Raw genomic sequence first — 20,037 nt, forward strand, 5'->3', positions numbered from 1 at the left:
CACTTTTATAATGTCCAATAAAAAACAAAAAATGCTCTCTTTGGCGGTAAAAGAGCAGCGATTCGTAAAAAAGAGAAATAGTAGGATTAAAAATATTGAAATTTGTTTAGGCTAATTCCAAGCACCAGAATTTATAATTCAAATTATATAAGAGGGGTTTACAATTCATCAAAGAATTATACAAGAACGATTCCGATTATTGTTTGAAAATTCACATGCATTATCACGTAAAATGGCAAAGCATATTTTTAATTGCAGGCGATTACAAATGCTAAAGAAAACAAAGGAAGAAGCCTAAACGAATTGAATATTCAAACGAAAAGTATTAAATCAAAACAAACGAATTAATCACTTAAATTTGCATTCAGTCCACCTAATATAGTTCGAAAAAAAATTATAATACTTCATGACAAGCCTCTTAAAATTAAATCAATTATTAAATTCTAGATCTGAGTACCTACAAAATGGAAAGAAAACTAATTTAAGGTTCCTGTTCCTATTCATTATTATCAACAGCATTTATGCGACTTTACTTCAAGTACAACATTTATATAAATTCGACGATAACCTACATAAGTGTCTTATAAATTTCCCGCTGTCATTTTTAACGGGACCGATTATCTACTATTATTTCCGTGATGAGATATTTAAATACGAACCACTAAAACTAAGTGACCTTTATCACTTCCTACCACTGGTAATCTATTTCGTATATATAGGTGCGATTAACATTGAAATAGTCAATTACAAATTCAAGTTTAAATCAACGCTGGAAATACATTCGATATCGTCAAGTTCGTTTTTATATTTAATCCGTATCCTACAAATATTTACCTATTTTACAATTGGACTAATGCATTGCTACAATCGATATGGGTTAAATTTCATAAAGAAGAATAAACTAGCTTTATTGAGTCCATACATTTTAATTTATTTAACACTAATATCGCTAGCTTTTTATCCTCAAGTATATTTTTTGTTTCTTGGCCAATTTGATGTAGAATATAGCTTTACCCATTCTATGGCGATTATAATTTTAATTGGATTTACCATTCGTCTTACTGTTGATCGATTTCCACATATAGCTGAATCAGTTCAAATAATTATTCAAGATGAAAATAATCAACTAACCAAATTCAAAAAAGAAATAATCCTTACGGATCATCAATTAAAGATTTATTCCAAAATCATTAATCAATACATTAGCACGAAACCCACAAGAGACACAAAATTCAATAAGAACCAATTGGTCTCGGCGGTATGTTTACCCGAATACTTAGTGAATTGCTATTTTAATCAACACCTTGGAACATCATTTGGCAATTGGAAAACAAATCAACGAATTATTGATGGAGTTGATTTAATTCAACAAGGATTTCTAAAGTCAAAAACAATTGAATCACTCGCAAAAGAAGTTGGATTTTCTTCTCGTTCTAGATTTGTTGAAGCTTTTGTTAAAATTCAAGGATGTACTCCTACCGATTATCATGCTCAATATTTTAAATAAAATAGTAGCGAATAACTCTTATCTTCTGCTTAATAGTTGATTTCCCTATAATTTAACTAATCATTAACAATAAACGCATGGAGCAAAGCCCCATGCGTTAGCGCACTCCTAGTTCTAAATTATATTTTTTTTAAAACCGTACAACCCAAACAACCTTAATTTTACATAGCTAAATAAGCTCGATTAATAGTATAGCTTAAAATCATTTTTTAATTATCAAATAATTCAATCGATTAAACCATTATTTTCATCATCTCTTGAATTCATTTTATATAAAACCAACTTTTTAAACATAAGTACGTCAAAACGAACACATTCTGATTCTAGCTCAATTTGAAAGCTGATGCGTCGATAAAATAGTATAAGGAGTATTATTGATACTACCTGCAAAAACGAAATAAGAAAAATTAAATAAATCATCGTATCCAAATTAATTTGTATCAATTATCACTTGCAATTTTCACTCGTTCAACAACATGACAAAAATTGAATATTACATCGATTAATTTTTCATTTCGATTTAAAACAATGCTCCTTTAGGGACAAAAGAGACAAAATAGAGGGAATGGATGCTGTATTCGCACATTTTATCATTGTAAAGACGCGATGATCTTTTTAATTCTTAGTGTGAAGCCTAGGGTAATAAATTAACCCAAGGTTTTAACTTGGGGACTAGATGCAAGGAATCGCGTCTCTACAAAACAAAAAAAGACGCGAAATAATCGCGTCTCTTCAAAATCAAAAAAAAGACGCGAAGTATCGCGTCTCTACAATTTTACGAATGAATGGATCTCTTCGCCGTCGCAGCCAAGCAAGCTTCCTTCATCGCCTCCGTGTAGGTCGGGTGCGCATGTGACATACGAGCCACATCTTCCGCAGATGCGCGGTATTCCATCGCAACAACCGCTTCCGCGATCATATCCGCTGCACGCGCACCGATGATGTGAACACCCAAAATCTCATCCGTATTTGCATCCGCCAATACCTTCGCCAAACCATCTACATCGCCCGATGCAATCGCACGACCCAATGCCTTGAATGGGAATGAACCTTCTTTATAAGCGATACCCGCCGCTTTCAATTCCTGCTCCGTCTTCCCTACCGAAGCCACTTCTGGCCACGTGTAAACTACGCCTGGAATCAAGTTATAATTGATATGTGGTTTTTGACCCGCAATAACTTCCGCTACGAATGTTCCTTCTTCTTCCGCTTTGTGTGCCAACATCGCCCCGCGGACAACATCACCAATCGCATAGATACCTGGAACGGATGTTTGAAGCGTATGCTCATCGACAGCAATCCGACCACGCTCATCAGCTGTTAAACCTGCCGCAGCTAAGTTCAAGCCTTCCGTATAGGGACGGCGACCAATGCACACCAAGCAATAATCTCCTTTAATTTCAACATCTTTACCTGATGCATCTTGTGCCTTCACGGTCACTTCCTTGCCTTTCACAGCTGCCGAAGTAACTTTATGAGACAAGTAAAAATCTGCGCCTAATTTGGCAATTGACTTTTGTAATTCCTTTCCCATCGTCTTATCCATCGTAGGAATCATGCTATCCGCAAATTCCACAAATGAAACTTTCGATCCCAAACGTGCATATACGGAACCTAATTCTGCTCCAATTACGCCAGCACCAATCACAATCAAATGCTTGGGAATTTCCTTCATTTTCAAGGCTTCCGTCGACGTAATGATACGCTCCTTATCCACCGGAATGAACGGAAGAATCGTAGGCTTAGAACCCGTTGCAATGATGATGTTCTTTCCTGAAATCACTTCCGAAGAGCCATCTTCTTTGGTCACTTTAACGGTTTTGACAGAATCAAAAGATCCCAAACCATGAAAGGTCGTAATCTTATTTTTCTTCATCAAATACGCAATTCCAGCGTTCAAATTCGAAACCACACCCGCTTTGCGCTTGATCATTTGGTCCAAATTTACTTTCGGCTTCGCGATTTCAATGCCATGCTCTTGGAAACTATGCACCGCATTGTGATAATGCTCGGATGAGTCCAACAACGCTTTGGAAGGAATACATCCTACGTTCAAACATGTTCCACCCATCACGGAATATTTTTCCACGATAGCTACTTTGAAACCCAATTGGGCCGAACGAATTGCCGAAACATATCCTCCAGGACCCGAACCAATTACGATAACATCAAATTCTTGCATAAGGCGATTGAAAACGAATAGGCCCCGCAAGGCCTATTCTGGTAATTAAATATCTAACAATAAACGAGCTGGATCCTCTAATAGTTGCTTTAAGCGAACTAAGAAACTTACCGACTCACGGCCATCGATGATGCGGTGATCATACGATAATGCCAAATACATGATTGGACGAACAACGATTTGACCGTCAACAACCACCGGACGCTCTACGATATTGTGCATACCTAAGATCGCTACTTGTGGTGCATTGATGATCGGCGTTGAAAGCATCGATCCAAATACGCCACCATTCGTGATCGTAAATGTTCCGCCACTCATTTCTTCCAAACTCAATTTATTTTCACGTGCTTTCCCTGCTAAACGAACCACTTCGGATTCGATACCTGCCAAAGACAAGTTCTCCGCAGAACGAATCACGGGAACAACTAAACCTTTTGGAGCAGAAACCGCAATCGAAATATCGCAATAATCGTGGAACACGATTTCATCGCCATCGATCTTCGCATTTACCGAAGGGAATTCCTTCAAGGCAACGCAAACCGCTTTCGTGAAGAAGGACATAAAGCCTAAGCCTACGCCATGTTTCTCCTTGAATTTATCTTTGTATTTTCCACGTAAATCCATGACCGGCTTCATGTCCACCTCGTTGAAGGTTGTCAACATCGCCGTCTCATTTTTCACAGCCACCAAACGACGGGCCACTGTTTTACGCAATGAACTCATTTTCTCACGACGCGTTCCTCCTTGTGCCACTGCTGGCGCAGCCGCCGGAGCCGAGGCTGCTGGTGCAGCCGCCGCTGGTTTTGAAGCTGCCATCGCATCTTCTTTCGTGATACGTCCACCTACACCTGAACCCGCAACGGATGCTGCCGCAATTCCTTTTTCATCTAATATTTTGGCTGCTGCTGGCGAAGGATGTCCTGCCGCATAATTTGCATCTGAAGCTACTGCTGCTGGAGCCGCTGCGGGTGCCGGAGCTGCCGCAGGTGCTGCTGAAACGGAACCACCTACGGTGATTTTAGCTAGCAAACCTCCAATCGGAACAACAGAACCCGGCTGAGCAATCACCTCTAATACGCCTGCTGATTCTGCTGGCAATTCGAAGGTCGCTTTATCCGACTCTAATTCGCAAAGAACTTCATCCAAGGCAACTACATCCCCTGTTTTCTTGTTCCAAACCGAAACGGTTACTTCTGAAATAGACTCACCTACCGCTGGAACTTTAACTTCCAATACGCTCGTTGGGCCTGCTGCAGGTGCTGGTGCTGCTGCGGGTGCAGGAGCGGCAACGGCTGCTGGAGCTGCGTCTGCCACGGTTACGGATGCTGTTGCACCGCCCGCTTCAATCGTGCAAATAATCGCACCGATCGGCAAAACATCGCCTTCTTTTGCCACAATGTGCAAAATACCTTCAGCCTCAGCTGGCAATTCAAATGTTGCTTTGTCCGACTCTAGTTCGCACAATACCTCATCTAATTTCACGTGATCGCCTTCTTTCTTGTTCCAAGTAGCAACCGTTACTTCCGTGATTGACTCGCCCACAGCGGGCACTTTCATTTCTATAGCCATAATATTCGATTATTCAAATGCTCTGTTTATCAATGCTGCCTGCTCCTCTCCATGCACCTTCAAGAATCCTGTCGCCGGTGAGGCCGATTTCTTACGTGCGACTAATTTACTGAAACGTGACCAACCAAACTCACGAATCACATACGACCAATAGCCCATGTTTTCCGGTTCTTCTTGCACGTAGAATACCTCAGCTGATTTGTATTTCGCTAATTCTGCTTCCACTTGCTTCGTTGGGAATGGATGCAATTGCTCCAAACGGATAATGGCAACATCCTTACGCTTGTCTTTTTCTTGACGATCTAATAAATCAAAATATACTTTACCCGAACAGATCAACACGCGTTTTACTTTCGCTTTGTCGGCAAATTCATCTCCAATCACTTCTTGGAAAGAACCCTTCGTAAAGGCATCCAATTTCGAAACGACTTTGGGATGACGGAAAATTGACTTCGGAGACATCACCACCAATGGCTTACGGAACTCCCAAGTTAATTGGCGACGTAAAGCATGGAAAATATTGGCTGGTGTTGTCAAATTGGCAATGACCATATTATTCTCCGCGGCTAATTGCAAGAAACGTTCCGGACGAGCATTTGAGTGCTCTGGCCCTTGTCCCTCGTAACCATGCGGCAACAACATCACCAAACCGTTTTGGGTGCCCCACTTCGATTCGTGTGAAGAAACGAATTGGTCAATCATCGTTTGAGCACCATTGGCAAAATCACCAAACTGAGCTTCCCAGATAACCAAGGCATTCGGATTCGCTAAGGCATAACCAAATTCATAACCCAAAACACCGTATTCCGACAACAATGAATTATAGATTTGCGCTTTTTCCTGCTTATCCGAAATATGATTTAATGAACTGTAATTCTCATTCGTGTTCGCATCATGCAATACAGCATGACGGTGTGAGAAGGTACCACGTTGTACGTCTTGTCCCGACAAACGAACTGCTTTGCCTTCTACCAATAAAGAACCATAAGCTAATAATTCAGCCGTAGCCCAGTTTAATTCGCCTTTTTCAAAGAAAACTTTACGATCAGCAATTACTTTTTCAATTTGTTTCAAAGCCACGAAGCCTTTTGGTAAGGTTGTGATGGCTTTCGCTACCTGATCAACGGTCGCTTTTGAAATAGCTGTATTAGGCGATTTTTCGAAATCTTTTTCCGTTGAGTAACGTAATTCTGACCAAGCATTATCCAATTTCAATGGAATGTAAGGAGGACGAACTTTTTGTTTCACCAAATCCAAACGTGCTTGCAACTCGGCTTTGAACTCAGCGTCCATTTGCTCTGCTAACTTTGCTTCGATTTCTCCTTGCTTGATTAATTTTTGCGTATAAATCTCGCGTGGATTCGGGTGGTTCGTAATGTTGGCATACAAGGTAGGCTGCGTAAAACGAGGCTCATCTGATTCGTTGTGTCCATTCCGGCGGTAACAAACCATATCCACAAATACATCACGGCCAAACTCCTGACGGAATTCCGCAGCGATACGCGAAACGAAAACAACAGCTTCTGGATCATCTCCATTCACGTGGAATACCGGTGCGTCAATAATTTTGGCAACATCCGTGCAATAGATCGCTGAACGTGCATCTTCAAAATCCGTTGTAAAACCTACTTGGTTATTGATCACAAAGTGAATCGTTCCACCCGTTGAATAACCTTTCAATTTCGCCATTTGAGTCACTTCGTACACGATGCCTTGGCCAGCGACCGCCGCATCTCCGTGAATCAAAATGGGCAATACTTTCGAATAATCACCATTGTAATGTGCGTCTGCACTTGCCCGACAGAATCCCTCAACTAAAGGATTCACCGCTTCTAAGTGAGATGGATTCGGTGCTAATTTCAAAGAAATTTCGCTGCCGTTTGGCGAGATGTGCTTCGAAGAATACCCTAAGTGGTATTTCACATCACCATCGCCATGAATTTCATCCGGCACATTTCCTTCGAAACCATCAAAGATCGCTTCATAAGATTTGTGCATGATATTCGCCAATACGTTCAAACGACCGCGGTGCGCCATACCAATCATGGCTTCTTTGACACCTAAGTCGGCAGAGGTATTAATAATCGCATCCAAACCCGCGATGGTTGATTCACCACCTTCAAGTCCGAAACGTTTTTGGCCTAAGTATTTTGTTCCTAAGAAATTCTCGAAAACGACTGCTTCGTTCAATTTCTGAAGGATATGTTTTTTCTTTTCAATCGAGGGATTAAAAGACAAAGCCTCTTTTTCAATTTTGTTACGCAACCATTCTTTGGTTGCTACCTCACGGATATACGAATATTCAAAACCGATAGTACCCGCATATATCTTGTGTAAGGCATCTTGAATTTGACGCAAGGTCGCAGGTCCGATTCCCAAGAAAACACCCGCTTGAAAAACCGTATCTAAGTCAGCATCAGTAAGCGCATAATCAGTCAAACCTAAACGTGGCTGGCGATCTTTACGCTCACGAACTGGATTTGTCTTCGACAATAAATGCCCACGAGAACGGAATGCTTTGATCAGCGAGATAACCGCCATTTCCTTTTGAACATGCGCAGAATCTGCAGCATTGCCCACCGGCGCATCTGTTAACCAGGTTTGTGAAAAATCGAATCCCTTAAAGAAATCTCTCCAAGAGCTATCTACGGAATTGGGGTCTTGTTTATATGCTTCATACAAGTCGGCGATGACCTGTGTATCTGCATTGGCAACGTAGGAAAATGGATCCATAATGTAAAATTCTAGCCGTCGACTAGAAAAAGTTTCAAACGTTATTGTTTTGGTTTAGGTAAATTTAATTCTCGCGAAAAAAATCCTCGCAATTTAATACACTCTCGGCAATAAAACCCAACAATTCGCAGGTTTTTATACCATATAAGAGCACAAATTTCTTTGGAAAAAATCCTATTTATTCATGCATCAAAAAATTCTTTATTTATTACAATTATATCCTACCAAAGTCAAAGAAATCCCATAATTACCTAGGGCCGAAATTCTGCAATTTTTCCGTTGCCCAAATCAACTTCGTAACGAATGAATAATTGATGAAAACCCGCACGCTCTGTAGATGCGCTCGTTCCAAATCCCGCAGGAAAATAGGCAGTTGATTCTCCTAAAAAATCATAGGCATATCCCACCCGAAAATTCTTTCCCATGGCCACTTCTAAACTTCCTAATAAAGCCTTAGAACCTAGTTCAGAACCGGTTTCTTGATACCAAATTCCTAGACCCAACTTTTCTTTCATCCAAAACACCGCATAATAATCCGCTTTCATGGATTCTTGTTGGTTTCGAATAACCGTCCCCAACTTTAAGGTATGTTGGGAAACATGTAAGATATATTGCCCAGTCAGATACAAAGGCTTATTTAAAGACCCATAACTCGATTCAAAAGAATTAGAAGGCGAACTAAAACCCAATTGAAAATCCCCGCGTTCATACTGCAGGCCCCAACCGTAATGACCACCCAGGACACTCGTGCCACTTTTACCAATGATAGGATACTGATTAACTCCCACTTCCACACCTAAACGAAGATGATTCCCCCTTCCCCATTGAACGTGCTTCGAGCCAACTGCCGCTAAACCTAAATTAGCTGCAATTCCACCTGAAGCCAAGGCATAAGACTGATCCGTATTATAAGCCAAAAATCCAATGCCCCCTTTCTCTTGAGCAATGGGCATGTCAAAACTAAAGTATTGTTGGGACGATGCCGTATTCGTAATCCCACCCTGAAACAGCGGCTTTTTTCGATAAATCCCCGTCATTGAGGCGACGCCTTTGGCACCTGCCATGGCGGGATTGATACCCAAGGGCATAAAGGGATAAACCATGCGCAGGGATTCTTGCTGGGCGAAAACGACCGAACTACTCAATAAAAGCAGGATTAGAATTCTCACAGGCTAAAGAAAGAAAAGATCAGTAAACCAATAAAAATAAAAGCCAATAATATCTGTTGCATCAAAACCGCAAAGGCATAATAAATCATTGCCTTAGGCCAGGTTAATTGATAAAAGCGTTTGAAAGCGAATAAATAATAAACAAACCAAGCAAAAATCAACCATCCGGAAATTTGGCCAACTACAGCCCAGGAAGTCAACAATTTTACAATTCCAACGACCTCTACGAAGAAAAGGGTAATAAAATAACTGGTAGCCATGTGCAAAATGAATATGCCATGATGCATATAGTAAAATCCTTTTCGTCTTATAAAAAGCAACTGTAAAATAAAAGCCAACAAGGGTAAAGCGATAAAAAGCAGGGTAGACATTTTGTGCAACATGGTATCTACAAGCGCCTCGAGTAAATCCTCCGAATTTTTATATTCATTACCGATCGCATATACCTGTTTGACTAATTTCTGTTCAAATTCAGAATCACGTTTGGCTACCGGCAATTTGTCCTGAAGTTTTTTGTAGTCTTCAAACGTTTTGGGATTTGCTTTTTGGTCTTGCATAAACCCATTTTTAAAAGCAATGACGGGGTCAGACAATTCTTTTTTACTCGAGTTTTCGGGTTCATGACTCAAACGTTTTTCTAGGGGATGAAAAACATAAAACAGACTAATAAAAAAGAAGGCAGAAGTGAATAAATAAAATCGAATGGGATGTAAATAAACAGTTCTTTTGCCACGTAAGTATTCTGAAGACAAATAACCTGGCTTTAGAAAGAGTTGTTTAATCGTCGTAAACAATTTACCATCGTAGTGAAAAATATCTTCAACAAAATGGATTAACAAACTCCAAAACGTCTCATGGGGCTCTCGATTTTCTTGGCCGCAATAGGAACAAAAACGATCATGTACGTTTTGACCACAATTAAGACAGGTTTGCTCTTGGCGTAGGGTTGAATGTGACATAAAATGGCTGACAATATGACATTCCGAAAGGTTTTGGATTAAGATTTGAACCATCGGATTCCAAATTTATGATTTTTAATCTCAATTAAACATGAAAGAAACAGGTAACATCTCCATTCACACTGAGAACATCTTCCCTATTATTAAGAAATTTCTCTATTCGGACCACGAGATTTTCCTTCGTGAGTTGGTTTCCAATGCGGTAGACGCCACCCAAAAAATCAAGCGATTGAGCTCTATAGGCGAATTCAATGGCGAATTGGGTGAATTAAAAGTGCAGGTAAGCTTCGACAAAGTCAAGAAAACAATTACGATTTCCGACAACGGTATCGGGATGACTGCCGAAGAAATAAAAAAATACATTAATCAAATCGCCTTCTCAGGCGCCACAGAATTTGTGGAGAAATACAAAGACCAAGGCGAGGACAAAGGAATCATCGGTCATTTTGGCTTAGGATTCTATTCCGCGTTCATGGTTGCCAAAGAAGTTGAAATCATTTCGAAATCCTATCAAGATGGCGCCGAGGCCGCACGTTGGATTTGCGATGGTTCAACCGAATATTCGATCAGTTCTGCCAAAAAGAAAACACGCGGAACGGATATCATTCTACACATCGCGGAAGATTCCGAGGAATTCCTAGAAGAATACCGCTTGAAATCGATCTTGGAAAAGTATGGCAAGTTTTTACCGATGCCGATTGAATTTCAAGAGAAAATCATCAATAATCCGAATCCAATTTGGACAAAATCTCCTTCCGATTTGACAGATGAAGATTACTTACAATTCTACGATGAATTGTATCCAATGCAAGAAAAGCCCTTATTTTGGATTCATTTAAACGTGGATTATCCATTCAACCTAACGGGTATTTTATACTTCCCGAAAGTGAAGAATGAAATGCAATTGCAGCGTGAAAAGATCCAATTATACAGCCGTCAAGTCTTTATCACCGACGAAGTTAAAGACATCGTTCCCGAATTCTTGATGTTATTGCACGGGGTCATTGACTCACCGGATATTCCCTTGAACGTTTCTCGTTCCTTCTTACAGGCGGATTCAAATGTTAAGAAAATCAATTCGTACATCACGAAAAAAGTTGCGGATAAATTGGCCGACCTATTCAAGGCTGACCGTGCGGCGTTCGAAGAGAAATTCGCGAATATTGGCTTATTCGTCAAATACGGAATGATTTCCGATGAGAAATTCATGGAACGCGCGACAAATTTTTGCTTAGTTCAAGATACGAATAACAAATATTACACGTTAGACGAATACGCTGAAGAGGTTCAGGCAGCACAAACGGATAAAGATGGCAACAAAGTCTATCTCTATACGACTGACGAACAACAGCAAGATGCCTTTATTCAATCCGCCAAACAAAAAGAGTACTCGGTATTACGACTTGATTCTTTAATCGATAGTCACTTCATTCAAGCCATGGAAGCGAAATTGGAGAAAACCCAATGGAAGCGTGTGGATGCAGACCGAATTGATAAATTAATCGACACAGGAATCAACTTAGAAGCTATTCTTAGCGATACACAAAAAGAAAGTGTCAAGAAGGTCTTCGAAGAAACCCTGAATGACAAACAAAAAGTCGTAGCTGTTGAGGCCATGTCACCAGACGAATTACCGGCCATTGTAACCCAAAATGAGTTCATGCGCCGCATGAGTGAAATGTCGAAAAACGGCGGTGGCATGGGTATGTTTGGGGCGATGCCTACGACATATAATATCACGGTCAATGCGAATCACCCGTTGATTGGTAAATTAGCTAGCTTAGAATCTGAAGAAGAGCAAAAAGCCTTGGCGAAACAAATCTCAGATTTGGCATTATTATCGCAGAATTTGTTGACAGGAGCTGATTTGACGGCGTTTATTAAACGGACGATTGCTAATCAATAGTGTTGAGACGCGATACCTAAAGAGCCCCAGACTAAAGTCTGGGGTTACAATAATTCTTTTATAACCCTAGGCTTCAGCCTAGGGAGTAGACGCGAAGTATCGCGTCTCTACAGAACCTGGGTGGATCAACTTCCATCCAGGTTTTTTACATCCCTTTCCGAACAATGATTTTCTTTGTAGCGACCGATCGGCCATCTATCGACAATTGATATAAATACATCCCGGAAGCAAAATCGCGCAAGGAAATACGCAATGTTTTTTGATCACGGTCAAGAGAAAACTCTTTTACTTGTTCACCAAGCACATTATAAAAGCCTAATCGCAAATCTTGATTACCTACAACTTGATAATCAATATCTAGAAAATCACTCGCTGGATTAGGATATGCATGCGAAACTTGAATTCGATCATTGAAGAATAAGTAATTGGGATTGTTGCTATTCTCTTCGACCAATTTACGGTCTTGATTCTGCCCGACAATATTAGTGGTGGATGCTTTCGCAAAACTCGACTTCATGATTTGTGTGAGGTATGAATTCTGCTTTAAATCAAGGTTTGTCTGCAAAGCAGGATTCACATGAAATGAACGTTTGGCCAATAATATGGGCAAATTCACGCGCTGTGCTGTTCGTTGAATACTTAGTCGAGATTTCGATTTCCCCTCATTTTGTGCATGCAAAAATACGGGGCTAAAAAAGCCAAGCAGTAATGCGAAAATGAAAATATGACGTATAGCTTGAATCATAAGAAATTCGAATATTCAAATGTAAGTCATTGTGGCTTAGAAAAAACACGTCAATAGGTAAACGGTCAAAATCCAGTGACAAAAAGCCGAATTTTAAGGTTTTTTAACAGCAGGGGCTTGCTGCACACGCTCCATCACCATCGGTAAAGTGATTTTTTCCTTTGACCGCCAATTAAAGCCATCCAAATACTCGAGCTCTTCCTTCCACTCTTTGGGAGGCACGAACTTGGCTTCAGGTTTCGTGATAAACGAGATTTTGTTGATTTTATTTTCTAGAAAAAAGAGATTCATCCGACTGCATTCGACGCGATTCAAGCCCGTCGTATTTTTCTTATCATCCACGACATAGTAAACGCTCTCTCCATTTCCATCCACTTGAACTTTCTTTAATCGGGAATCATCCGCAAAAAACACCCACATTTTGCGTCCCTTAATTTGATTATAATGGGATGCAGAATCTTTAGAAATCACAAAGGAATGACCCCGTAAACGCATCTCACGCATTTTTTGATTGGTCATGTACATCGAAACCGAATCTGCCTGTAATTGGGATTCATTCGTCCACAGCAAAGGCTTTTGGTAAAAGTGTATCACCGAATCCTTGGTGTCATAACCGAGCGAATCGCATTTCCCTGAGAAGTCCGATTTATAAATCAACACATGTTTGTAGGCATACAATTTCCGCGTTGAGTCCGTCTTATTTTGCATCGAAACCAAGGTATCAGCAGTCAAATACAAGGTATCTTTTTCGCCAATATTGCGCATTAGGGCATGCCCATAAACCCGTGTGATACCCGTTTTTCCTGCATAGCGACCATGATCACCAGTCAAAACAACCTTTTGTTTTTGGCTTAAAAATTCCACGCGTCCGCGCGCTACACCAATCTGTGTGGGGCTATCGTAAAACAAGGTATCAGCTGAAAGGATATATTCGTCGGTTTTAGCTGTAGACCGACCGGTAAAATTCGAAACTTTGGTCTGCGTATTGTAAAAGCCAGCATTCGTTAAAACGGTATCCTTCTTCGTGATAATTTCCGTAGGTGCTATAAAGTAGGCCTCTTTGGAAGCCGTATTGTATTTGAGCGAATCCGCTTGCAACTTACCACCTTCTTTATCAAGCACACGCACTTTTTGTTTAAATAGAAAGTTTTTGGTCACCGTATTATAGAATCCTTCACGGCTTGATAACGTTGATTTTTTATCAACAATCTTTGCACCCGAATGGTAAATAGCCATGCGCGAATTCAAATCGTAGTCCAATTTATTTGTTGTCAAAACGATGGTATGATCATCTAATTTCACCTTCCCAGAAATGAAGGCTTGCCGATTATCACCCATGTAAATGGCGGTATCACCCGTAATCGTAACCGTATCCGCTTGAATGATTTTCACATGTCCGTAAGCTTCCACATTGTTCGTCGAGCTATTTAGAACGGCTTGATCGCACGCAAGGGTAGTTGTTCCTTGACGAAGAAACACCCGTCCAATCAACGTTTTTCGCATAACTAAATCCTGCTGAATCCCATTGAGACTGTCGGCACGAATGACCTCCAACTGGCTTTGCGCGAGCAGGCAAGCTGGAAGCATCAAAAAGAAAAAGAGGAATAATCCGTATTTTTGCCGCATGTTCATCGCGAATCGTTAATTTCGCATCTTCAATTGAACGCGCAATTTACCAATTTTATGCTGGAAGATTTCATCCATTTTATCCAAAAAGAGAATTTATTTCAACCCGAAGACAAAATCCTAATCGCAGTTAGCGGAGGAATTGATTCAGTGGTTTTGGCCAAACTATTTTCGTTGGCAAAATTCAATTTTGGAATCGCCCATGTGAATTTCAGTTTGCGAGGTGAAGAATCACTAGCCGATGAGGTATTTGTAAAGAAATTTGCCAAAACGCTCAAAGTTGACTACCACAGTATCGTTTTTGATACCAAAGCCTTTGCAGAGAAAGAAAAGATTTCTACCCAAATGGCTGCACGATTGTTGCGCTATAATTGGTTTGAAGAAATCCGCCAACAAGCAGGATATCAATACATTGCGACGGCACATCATCAAATGGACAGTGCCGAAACGGTATTGATCAACTTAACGCGAGGAAGTGGTTTGGCGGGATTCCATGGCATACCCGTTAAAAATGGCCATATTATCCGACCGATGTTATTCGCCAACCAAGAACAAATATTCGATTTTGTTGTGGAGAAACATTTAGCATGGAGAGAGGATTCCTCCAATGAATCCACGAAATATCAACGCAATTTCATCCGTCATGAAATCATGCCCAAGTTTCAAGAACTCAATTCAACGTTCGATGAAACTTTAGCGCAAACAAGTGAGCGTATACGCGATATTGAATCCTGGATTCAAGAAGAATACGCGATGTGGCAAGAAGCAAATATTAAAAGCGACACGGCGAATAATTTATTTGTGCAATTAAACGCGAAGTCGGCCCGCGAAAAAGTCATGCAACAGCGCTGGCTTCAAAGCCTAGCTTTCAACGGTGACCAAATCGCTCAAATAACAAATCATCCAGCGGATAAGGTAGGTAAGATTTTCGAATCCCCGTTATATACATTGAACATCGACCGAAACCAATGGGTCTTAAGCCCCAAGGACCAGTCGGAATACAAACCTATCTTAGTTCAAGAAGAAGACGAAATCATCGACTTAGGTTCGCAGGAATTACATATTTATGTTGAGGAAAAAACGGCTGACTTCAAAGTCCCGACCGAAGCAAATATGGCATGTCTAGATGCTGATAGCTTAACATTTCCGCTTGAAATTCGTAAGACGCAAGAAGGCGATTGGTTTTGCCCGCTAGGCATGAATTCCAAGAAGCTAATTTCGGACTTCCTAACGGATAAAAAAGTAGCACTAAATATCAAGAAGACCACCTTATTAATGCTAAGCAAAGGTTCCGTGGCTTGGATTGTGGGTCACCGCATTGATAACCGATTCAAGATTTCGGATAAAACGGAGACCGTGATGATTTTTGAATTAAAGTCGAAATCCTAGCTTGCTTTGGCTGAGTGGGTTCCACAAACCTTTGGCAAACCTGGTACCTCTTACCTTTGGCAAACCTGGTTTGAGGATTGCCAAAGGTACGGGAGAAAAAGGACTTCATTTCCCTCAATACTGATAATCTACCTGATTAATTTTCGATAACTCTCTGTCCGAATCGGATCGAGCAAACTCAAATAGGCAAAGGCTTGTTGGCGCTCAGACACACCTGCCTCATCTAAAATTGAAAAGATCTCCTCACTCTTCGCATCAAAAAAGACACGAATACTCGCTGCACCTGGACGTATCTGATTGATCTGGCGAATCTGCATCAATAAATCCAAAATCCCCTTTCGTGCCTCATCTGGCTTATCCTTGAACGTATCCAAATACAAACGGTGGTAAGTATAATTCACATCACGCATCCCTTGGATTTGTTGGTTCATCAAATTCTCCGAAATTGCAAAACGCGAACGGATGTCGGTGGCATTCCCCCAACCTGTACCTGAATTTTGGGCCAAATTCGTCAAGTTTGCTAATTTCTGCACAAAGGCCTCTCCCCCACGCAAGCCCATCGAATCATAATGATAAGCCAAGGACAAATAGGCATAATAGGCCATCAATGAACTCAGATTATCAATAAAACTATTGTCGTTGTAAGTAATTGGCGTACCTAGTTGGTACTTAAAATTGAAGTTTTTGTCCACCATATTCAAAATGACTGTCTCATACGAGGTTCCAAAAACAGGACGTAAAACTTGAATACGCGCATTGGCCTCGAAATCACCTTGTGAACTTGCCTTGGTCAATAAAAGATTGATATTGACTTTGATCTTCTCTTCGGGCGCAAAATTATCATTGGACCAACGGCGGTTGGACAGAAAATCTTGAAGTGTACGCTGAAGTTCGGAATAAATTTGCGAGGATCCTCGCTGCTGATCGAGCTGTAATTGCTCAGTGTTAATCGTTACAGTTGCCTGTAGTTCTTGGGCTTTTGAGGCCCAAGAACCGAGACATAATATCGCGAATAAAAGTATGCGAATGGATTTCATATGAAATCAAACGAAAAAAGATTAGTTTTCGTCTGTTCCCTCAGTACGTGCTCTGAAATCTACTTTGTCAGCCAAAAACTCATCAATCGCAATGGCGCTTGGTTTTGGCATACGCTCATAGTATTTTGAGATTTCGATTTGCTCACGGTTTTCAAAAATCTCTTCCAAGTTATCTACAGACGAAGCAAACTCAGATAATTTACCTGATAATTCCTCCTTCATTTTGCTTGAAATCTGACGAGCACGTTGTCCAATAATCGAAATGGACTCATATGTATTACCTGTCTTTGCAGCAATTTTATCTACATCACGCGTAATGATTGATGGATTGGTTTGGATCTTAGACATCTCTTTGAATTTTAATTAAGGTTGCAAAAATAAGATAATTTTCTGAAATAAACTATTGAGGACTCGTGGTCAATTTTGACGTATTCGACTTCTCTTTTTCTAACAAAGCTTTTTGCTCAGCTTCTAGCTTGGCAATTCGTTCTACTTCCTGATTACTCTTATCGTACATCTTCTCAGCGGACTTTAAAAATGCACTCTGCGGATATTTATCCACTAATTCCAAATAGAACTTTGCCGCATCGGAATAACGCTCTTTCTGCTTAGACTCAATTGTACTATTGGCCAAATCAAACTGAGCCAATACTTTCAAATAAGCCATTTCCTCATTGTAATCTGAATCCGGAAAATCACGTTGAAAATTTGTAATCTCAATCACCGAAGACTTCAACGATGCTATATTGAATGGTGACGTTTTGTGATATAATTTAGCCTTTTCATAAGCTTTACGCTCCAACTTACGACGCAACTCCTTGATCATATTTGAGCATTCGTCTTTGAATTTAGTATCTGGATAATTGTTCAAATAACTCTGTAGCTCATTAATCGCAGACAAGGTACCAGTTTGGTCCAAATTGTAATTCGGCGAATCTTTGTACAAGGAAAATGCCGACATATATATCGCCTCTTCCGCATATTCACTGCGTGAGAAAACTTCATAGAATTTCTTGAAATGGGCATTCGCAACTGTGTAGTTACCTAAATTAAAATCACAATAGGCTTGGTAATACGTTGCCATTTCTTGCGTAGAATCTCCTTTCATCAAAGGAAGAATCTCATCAAACAAGATACTCGCCTTGTCAAAATCCTTCTTTTTATAGTAGTCTACAGCCGCCTTATACTTCACAGGCAAACTTGCACTCTTACGGAACTTCTCGAACTTACCACATGAACTCAAGCCGAGCAATGCAATAAAACCAACTAGTATATAATTTTTCAATTTCATAAGCCTCAAATATACGGATTAATTACGACTAAATTGTAAATGATACAATTGGGCATACAATCCTTCTTGCTTCAATAATGCCTCATGCGTTCCGCGCTCTTTAATTTCCCCTTTATCCATCACCAAAATCTGATGCGCATTACGAATCGTAGATAAGCGATGGGCAATCACTACCGCAGTCCTTCCTTGCATCAAAGTGGCAATTGCTTGCTGGATTAATCCCTCCGACTCCGAGTCAACCGATGATGTTGCCTCATCTAAAATAATAATTTTGGGATCATGCACCATTGCACGAACAAAAGAGATTAATTGACGCTGACCCACACTCAAAGTCGCTCCTCGTTCCATCACTTCATAAGCATATCCTCCGGGTAAGGACATGATAAATTCATGCACACCAACCGCTTTAGCAGCTGCTTCGATCTTCTTTTGCGAAATAGACTCATCACCTAAATGAATGTTGTAGGCGATAGATGCACTAAATAAAAATACATCCTGTAATACGACCGCAATATTCTTCCGCAAACTGTGAATCTCGTAGTCGGGTAAGGCTACCCCATCGATACGAATTTCGCCTTGTTGGCAATCATACATACGACCGAGCAAACCGATAATAGACGATTTACCAGCCCCCGTAGCTCCTACAATCGCCAAAGTTTGTCCCGCAGGAACTTCGAAACTTACCTGTTTCACAACCCACTCGGGTTCGTTATATGCAAAAGTCACCTCATCAAAAACGATGTCTCCTTTGACTTTATCAGCTAAAATCTTCCCATTATTCTGAATATAATCCTCAGAATCCAATAAAGTCAAAATACGCTCCGTCGAAACAATACCCATTTGCAGCGTATTGAAACGATCTGCCAACATCCTGATCGGTCGGAAAAAGAGATTAATAAACATGATGAAGGCTGTCAAGGTCCCCACCGTGATTTGTTCCTTTAAAATATAGGTCGAGGCCATCCAAACTACAAAACCAGATCCTACTGCCGAAATCACATCTGCGACAGGAAAATACACGGAATAAGCTAAAATACCCCGAATATTCGCGTCGCGATGTTCTTGATTAATCCGATTAAATTTGGCCAGTTCCCGCTTTTCGGCATGAAATAATTGCACTATCATCATCCCTGAAATATGCTCTTGCACAAAGGAATTCAAGTTGGCAACCGCAACGCGCACTTCATTAAAAGATTTTTTGATGTATTCTTTGAACACATAAGTAGAGAATACCATGAAAGGCACAGTCGCCAAGATGACCAAAGTCAAACGCCAATCTGTATAAAACATGACGCCAATAATCAAGAACAATTGCAATAAATCCCCCGCAATAGATGCTAATCCTTCGGAAAACACATCATTCAAGGTCTCGATATCCGACACAGTTCGTGTCACCAATCGACCGATGGGTGTGGCATCAAAAAAGGCTAATTTTAAATCGACGATTTTGGCATACAATTGAACACGAATGTCACGAATAACCGTTTGACCTAGATAGCCTGCTAAATAACTGGTAGAAAACTGTAATCCTGTTTGTGCGAAAAGCACGGCGATCATGATGAAAAACATGTGAAGCAAGTCGGCCATTTTATCCAAACTCACAAAATGATCCAGCGTGTACCGAATCATCAAAGGAATCACAGGTGACACCCCTGCCATGCACAAAATCAAGCCTACAAGAAACCAGAACCGAAATTTATAGGGTTTGATAAAGCCATAAATCCGTCGGATAATTTGCAAATCAACAATTTTTCCGCTTTCCTTATCTTTCAATGGATTCGATTTTATCGAGTGAGCTAGCTGCGCAAGTACCGCAGCCTTTGGCGCATTGACCCGCCGTTTTACCCCAAAATTGTTGATACACCAATCTACCTAAATAGAATAATGCCGCAGCAAATACCAAGAAGATGATTATTTGTTCCAT

At 40.5% G+C, this 20,037-nt stretch carries 15 protein-coding genes; 3 read left to right on the forward strand and 12 right to left on the reverse strand.

Features of this window, described 5'->3' with window-relative positions:
* The first annotated feature begins 910 nt into the window (after positions 1-910).
* Positions 911-1,507, forward strand: coding sequence for a helix-turn-helix domain-containing protein (locus tag V7S75_RS03995; RefSeq protein WP_459511576.1), 597 nt, complete (start codon positions 911-913; stop codon positions 1,505-1,507).
* A gap of 775 nt (positions 1,508-2,282) precedes the next feature.
* On the opposite strand, the gene lpdA is transcribed toward V7S75_RS03995, so the two are convergent.
* From lpdA to V7S75_RS04020, 5 genes are all read right to left on the reverse strand, one after another.
* Entirely contained in the window at positions 2,283-3,689 is a 1,407-nt protein-coding gene (gene lpdA / locus V7S75_RS04000) for a dihydrolipoyl dehydrogenase (protein ID WP_459511578.1), read from the reverse strand.
* Positions 3,690-3,734: 45 nt separating this feature from the next.
* Positions 3,735-5,258, reverse strand: coding sequence for a 2-oxoglutarate dehydrogenase complex dihydrolipoyllysine-residue succinyltransferase (gene odhB, locus V7S75_RS04005; protein ID WP_459511579.1), 1,524 nt, complete (start codon positions 5,256-5,258; stop codon positions 3,735-3,737).
* Between the two features lie 9 nt (positions 5,259-5,267).
* The gene (locus tag V7S75_RS04010; RefSeq protein WP_459511581.1) at positions 5,268-7,991 is read right to left on the reverse strand and encodes a 2-oxoglutarate dehydrogenase E1 component; all 2,724 of its coding nucleotides are present in this window, start codon (positions 7,989-7,991) and stop codon (positions 5,268-5,270) included.
* 251 nt (positions 7,992-8,242) lie between these two features.
* Positions 8,243-9,136 (reverse strand): type IX secretion system membrane protein PorP/SprF, encoded by an 894-nt coding sequence (locus tag V7S75_RS04015; RefSeq protein ID WP_459511582.1) that lies wholly within the window; start codon positions 9,134-9,136, stop codon positions 8,243-8,245.
* A gap of 20 nt (positions 9,137-9,156) precedes the next feature.
* A complete protein-coding gene (locus V7S75_RS04020; protein ID WP_459511584.1) occupies positions 9,157-10,173 on the reverse strand; it encodes a DUF3667 domain-containing protein in 1,017 nt (338 codons plus the stop codon).
* A 37-nt stretch (positions 10,174-10,210) separates the two neighbouring features.
* On the opposite strand from V7S75_RS04020, the gene htpG reads away from it, so the two are divergent.
* Positions 10,211-12,025, forward strand: a complete 1,815-nt coding sequence (htpG, locus tag V7S75_RS04025; protein ID WP_459511586.1) for a molecular chaperone HtpG — start codon at positions 10,211-10,213, stop codon at positions 12,023-12,025.
* Positions 12,026-12,170: 145 nt separating this feature from the next.
* On the opposite strand, the gene V7S75_RS04030 is transcribed toward htpG, so the two are convergent.
* Both V7S75_RS04030 and V7S75_RS04035 read right to left on the reverse strand, forming a co-directional pair.
* Positions 12,171-12,770, reverse strand: coding sequence for a T9SS type A sorting domain-containing protein (locus V7S75_RS04030; RefSeq protein WP_459511588.1), 600 nt, complete (start codon positions 12,768-12,770; stop codon positions 12,171-12,173).
* 93 nt (positions 12,771-12,863) lie between these two features.
* The gene (locus V7S75_RS04035; protein ID WP_459511590.1) at positions 12,864-14,396 is read right to left on the reverse strand and encodes an OstA-like protein; all 1,533 of its coding nucleotides are present in this window, start codon (positions 14,394-14,396) and stop codon (positions 12,864-12,866) included.
* A gap of 57 nt (positions 14,397-14,453) precedes the next feature.
* Between V7S75_RS04035 and tilS the strand changes: the two genes are divergently transcribed.
* The gene (tilS, locus tag V7S75_RS04040) at positions 14,454-15,785 is read left to right on the forward strand and encodes a tRNA lysidine(34) synthetase TilS (protein WP_459511591.1); all 1,332 of its coding nucleotides are present in this window, start codon (positions 14,454-14,456) and stop codon (positions 15,783-15,785) included.
* Positions 15,786-15,913: 128 nt separating this feature from the next.
* Here the strand turns inward: tilS and porD are convergent, their stop codons facing one another.
* The 5 genes from porD to V7S75_RS04065 all read right to left on the reverse strand — a co-directional run bounded on the left by porD (position 15,914) and on the right by V7S75_RS04065 (position 20,037).
* A complete protein-coding gene (gene porD / locus V7S75_RS04045) occupies positions 15,914-16,822 on the reverse strand; it encodes a type IX secretion system protein PorD (protein ID WP_459511593.1) in 909 nt (302 codons plus the stop codon).
* A 21-nt stretch (positions 16,823-16,843) separates the two neighbouring features.
* Complete coding sequence (locus V7S75_RS04050; RefSeq protein ID WP_459511731.1) at positions 16,844-17,161, reverse strand: DNA-directed RNA polymerase subunit omega; 318 nt, start codon at positions 17,159-17,161, stop codon at positions 16,844-16,846.
* Between the two features lie 61 nt (positions 17,162-17,222).
* Positions 17,223-18,113: an outer membrane protein assembly factor BamD gene (locus V7S75_RS04055; RefSeq protein WP_459511595.1), complete on the reverse strand. Its 891-nt coding sequence runs from the start codon at positions 18,111-18,113 to the stop codon at positions 17,223-17,225.
* 18 nt (positions 18,114-18,131) lie between these two features.
* Positions 18,132-19,886, reverse strand: coding sequence for an ABC transporter ATP-binding protein (locus V7S75_RS04060; RefSeq protein WP_459511597.1), 1,755 nt, complete (start codon positions 19,884-19,886; stop codon positions 18,132-18,134).
* Complete coding sequence (locus V7S75_RS04065) at positions 19,876-20,037, reverse strand: FeoB-associated Cys-rich membrane protein (RefSeq protein WP_315575735.1); 162 nt, start codon at positions 20,035-20,037, stop codon at positions 19,876-19,878. Before V7S75_RS04065 ends, V7S75_RS04060 begins: the two co-directional genes overlap by 11 nt.

The sequence above is a fragment of the Aquirufa sp. TARAVU-A1A genome, assembly GCF_054558675.1.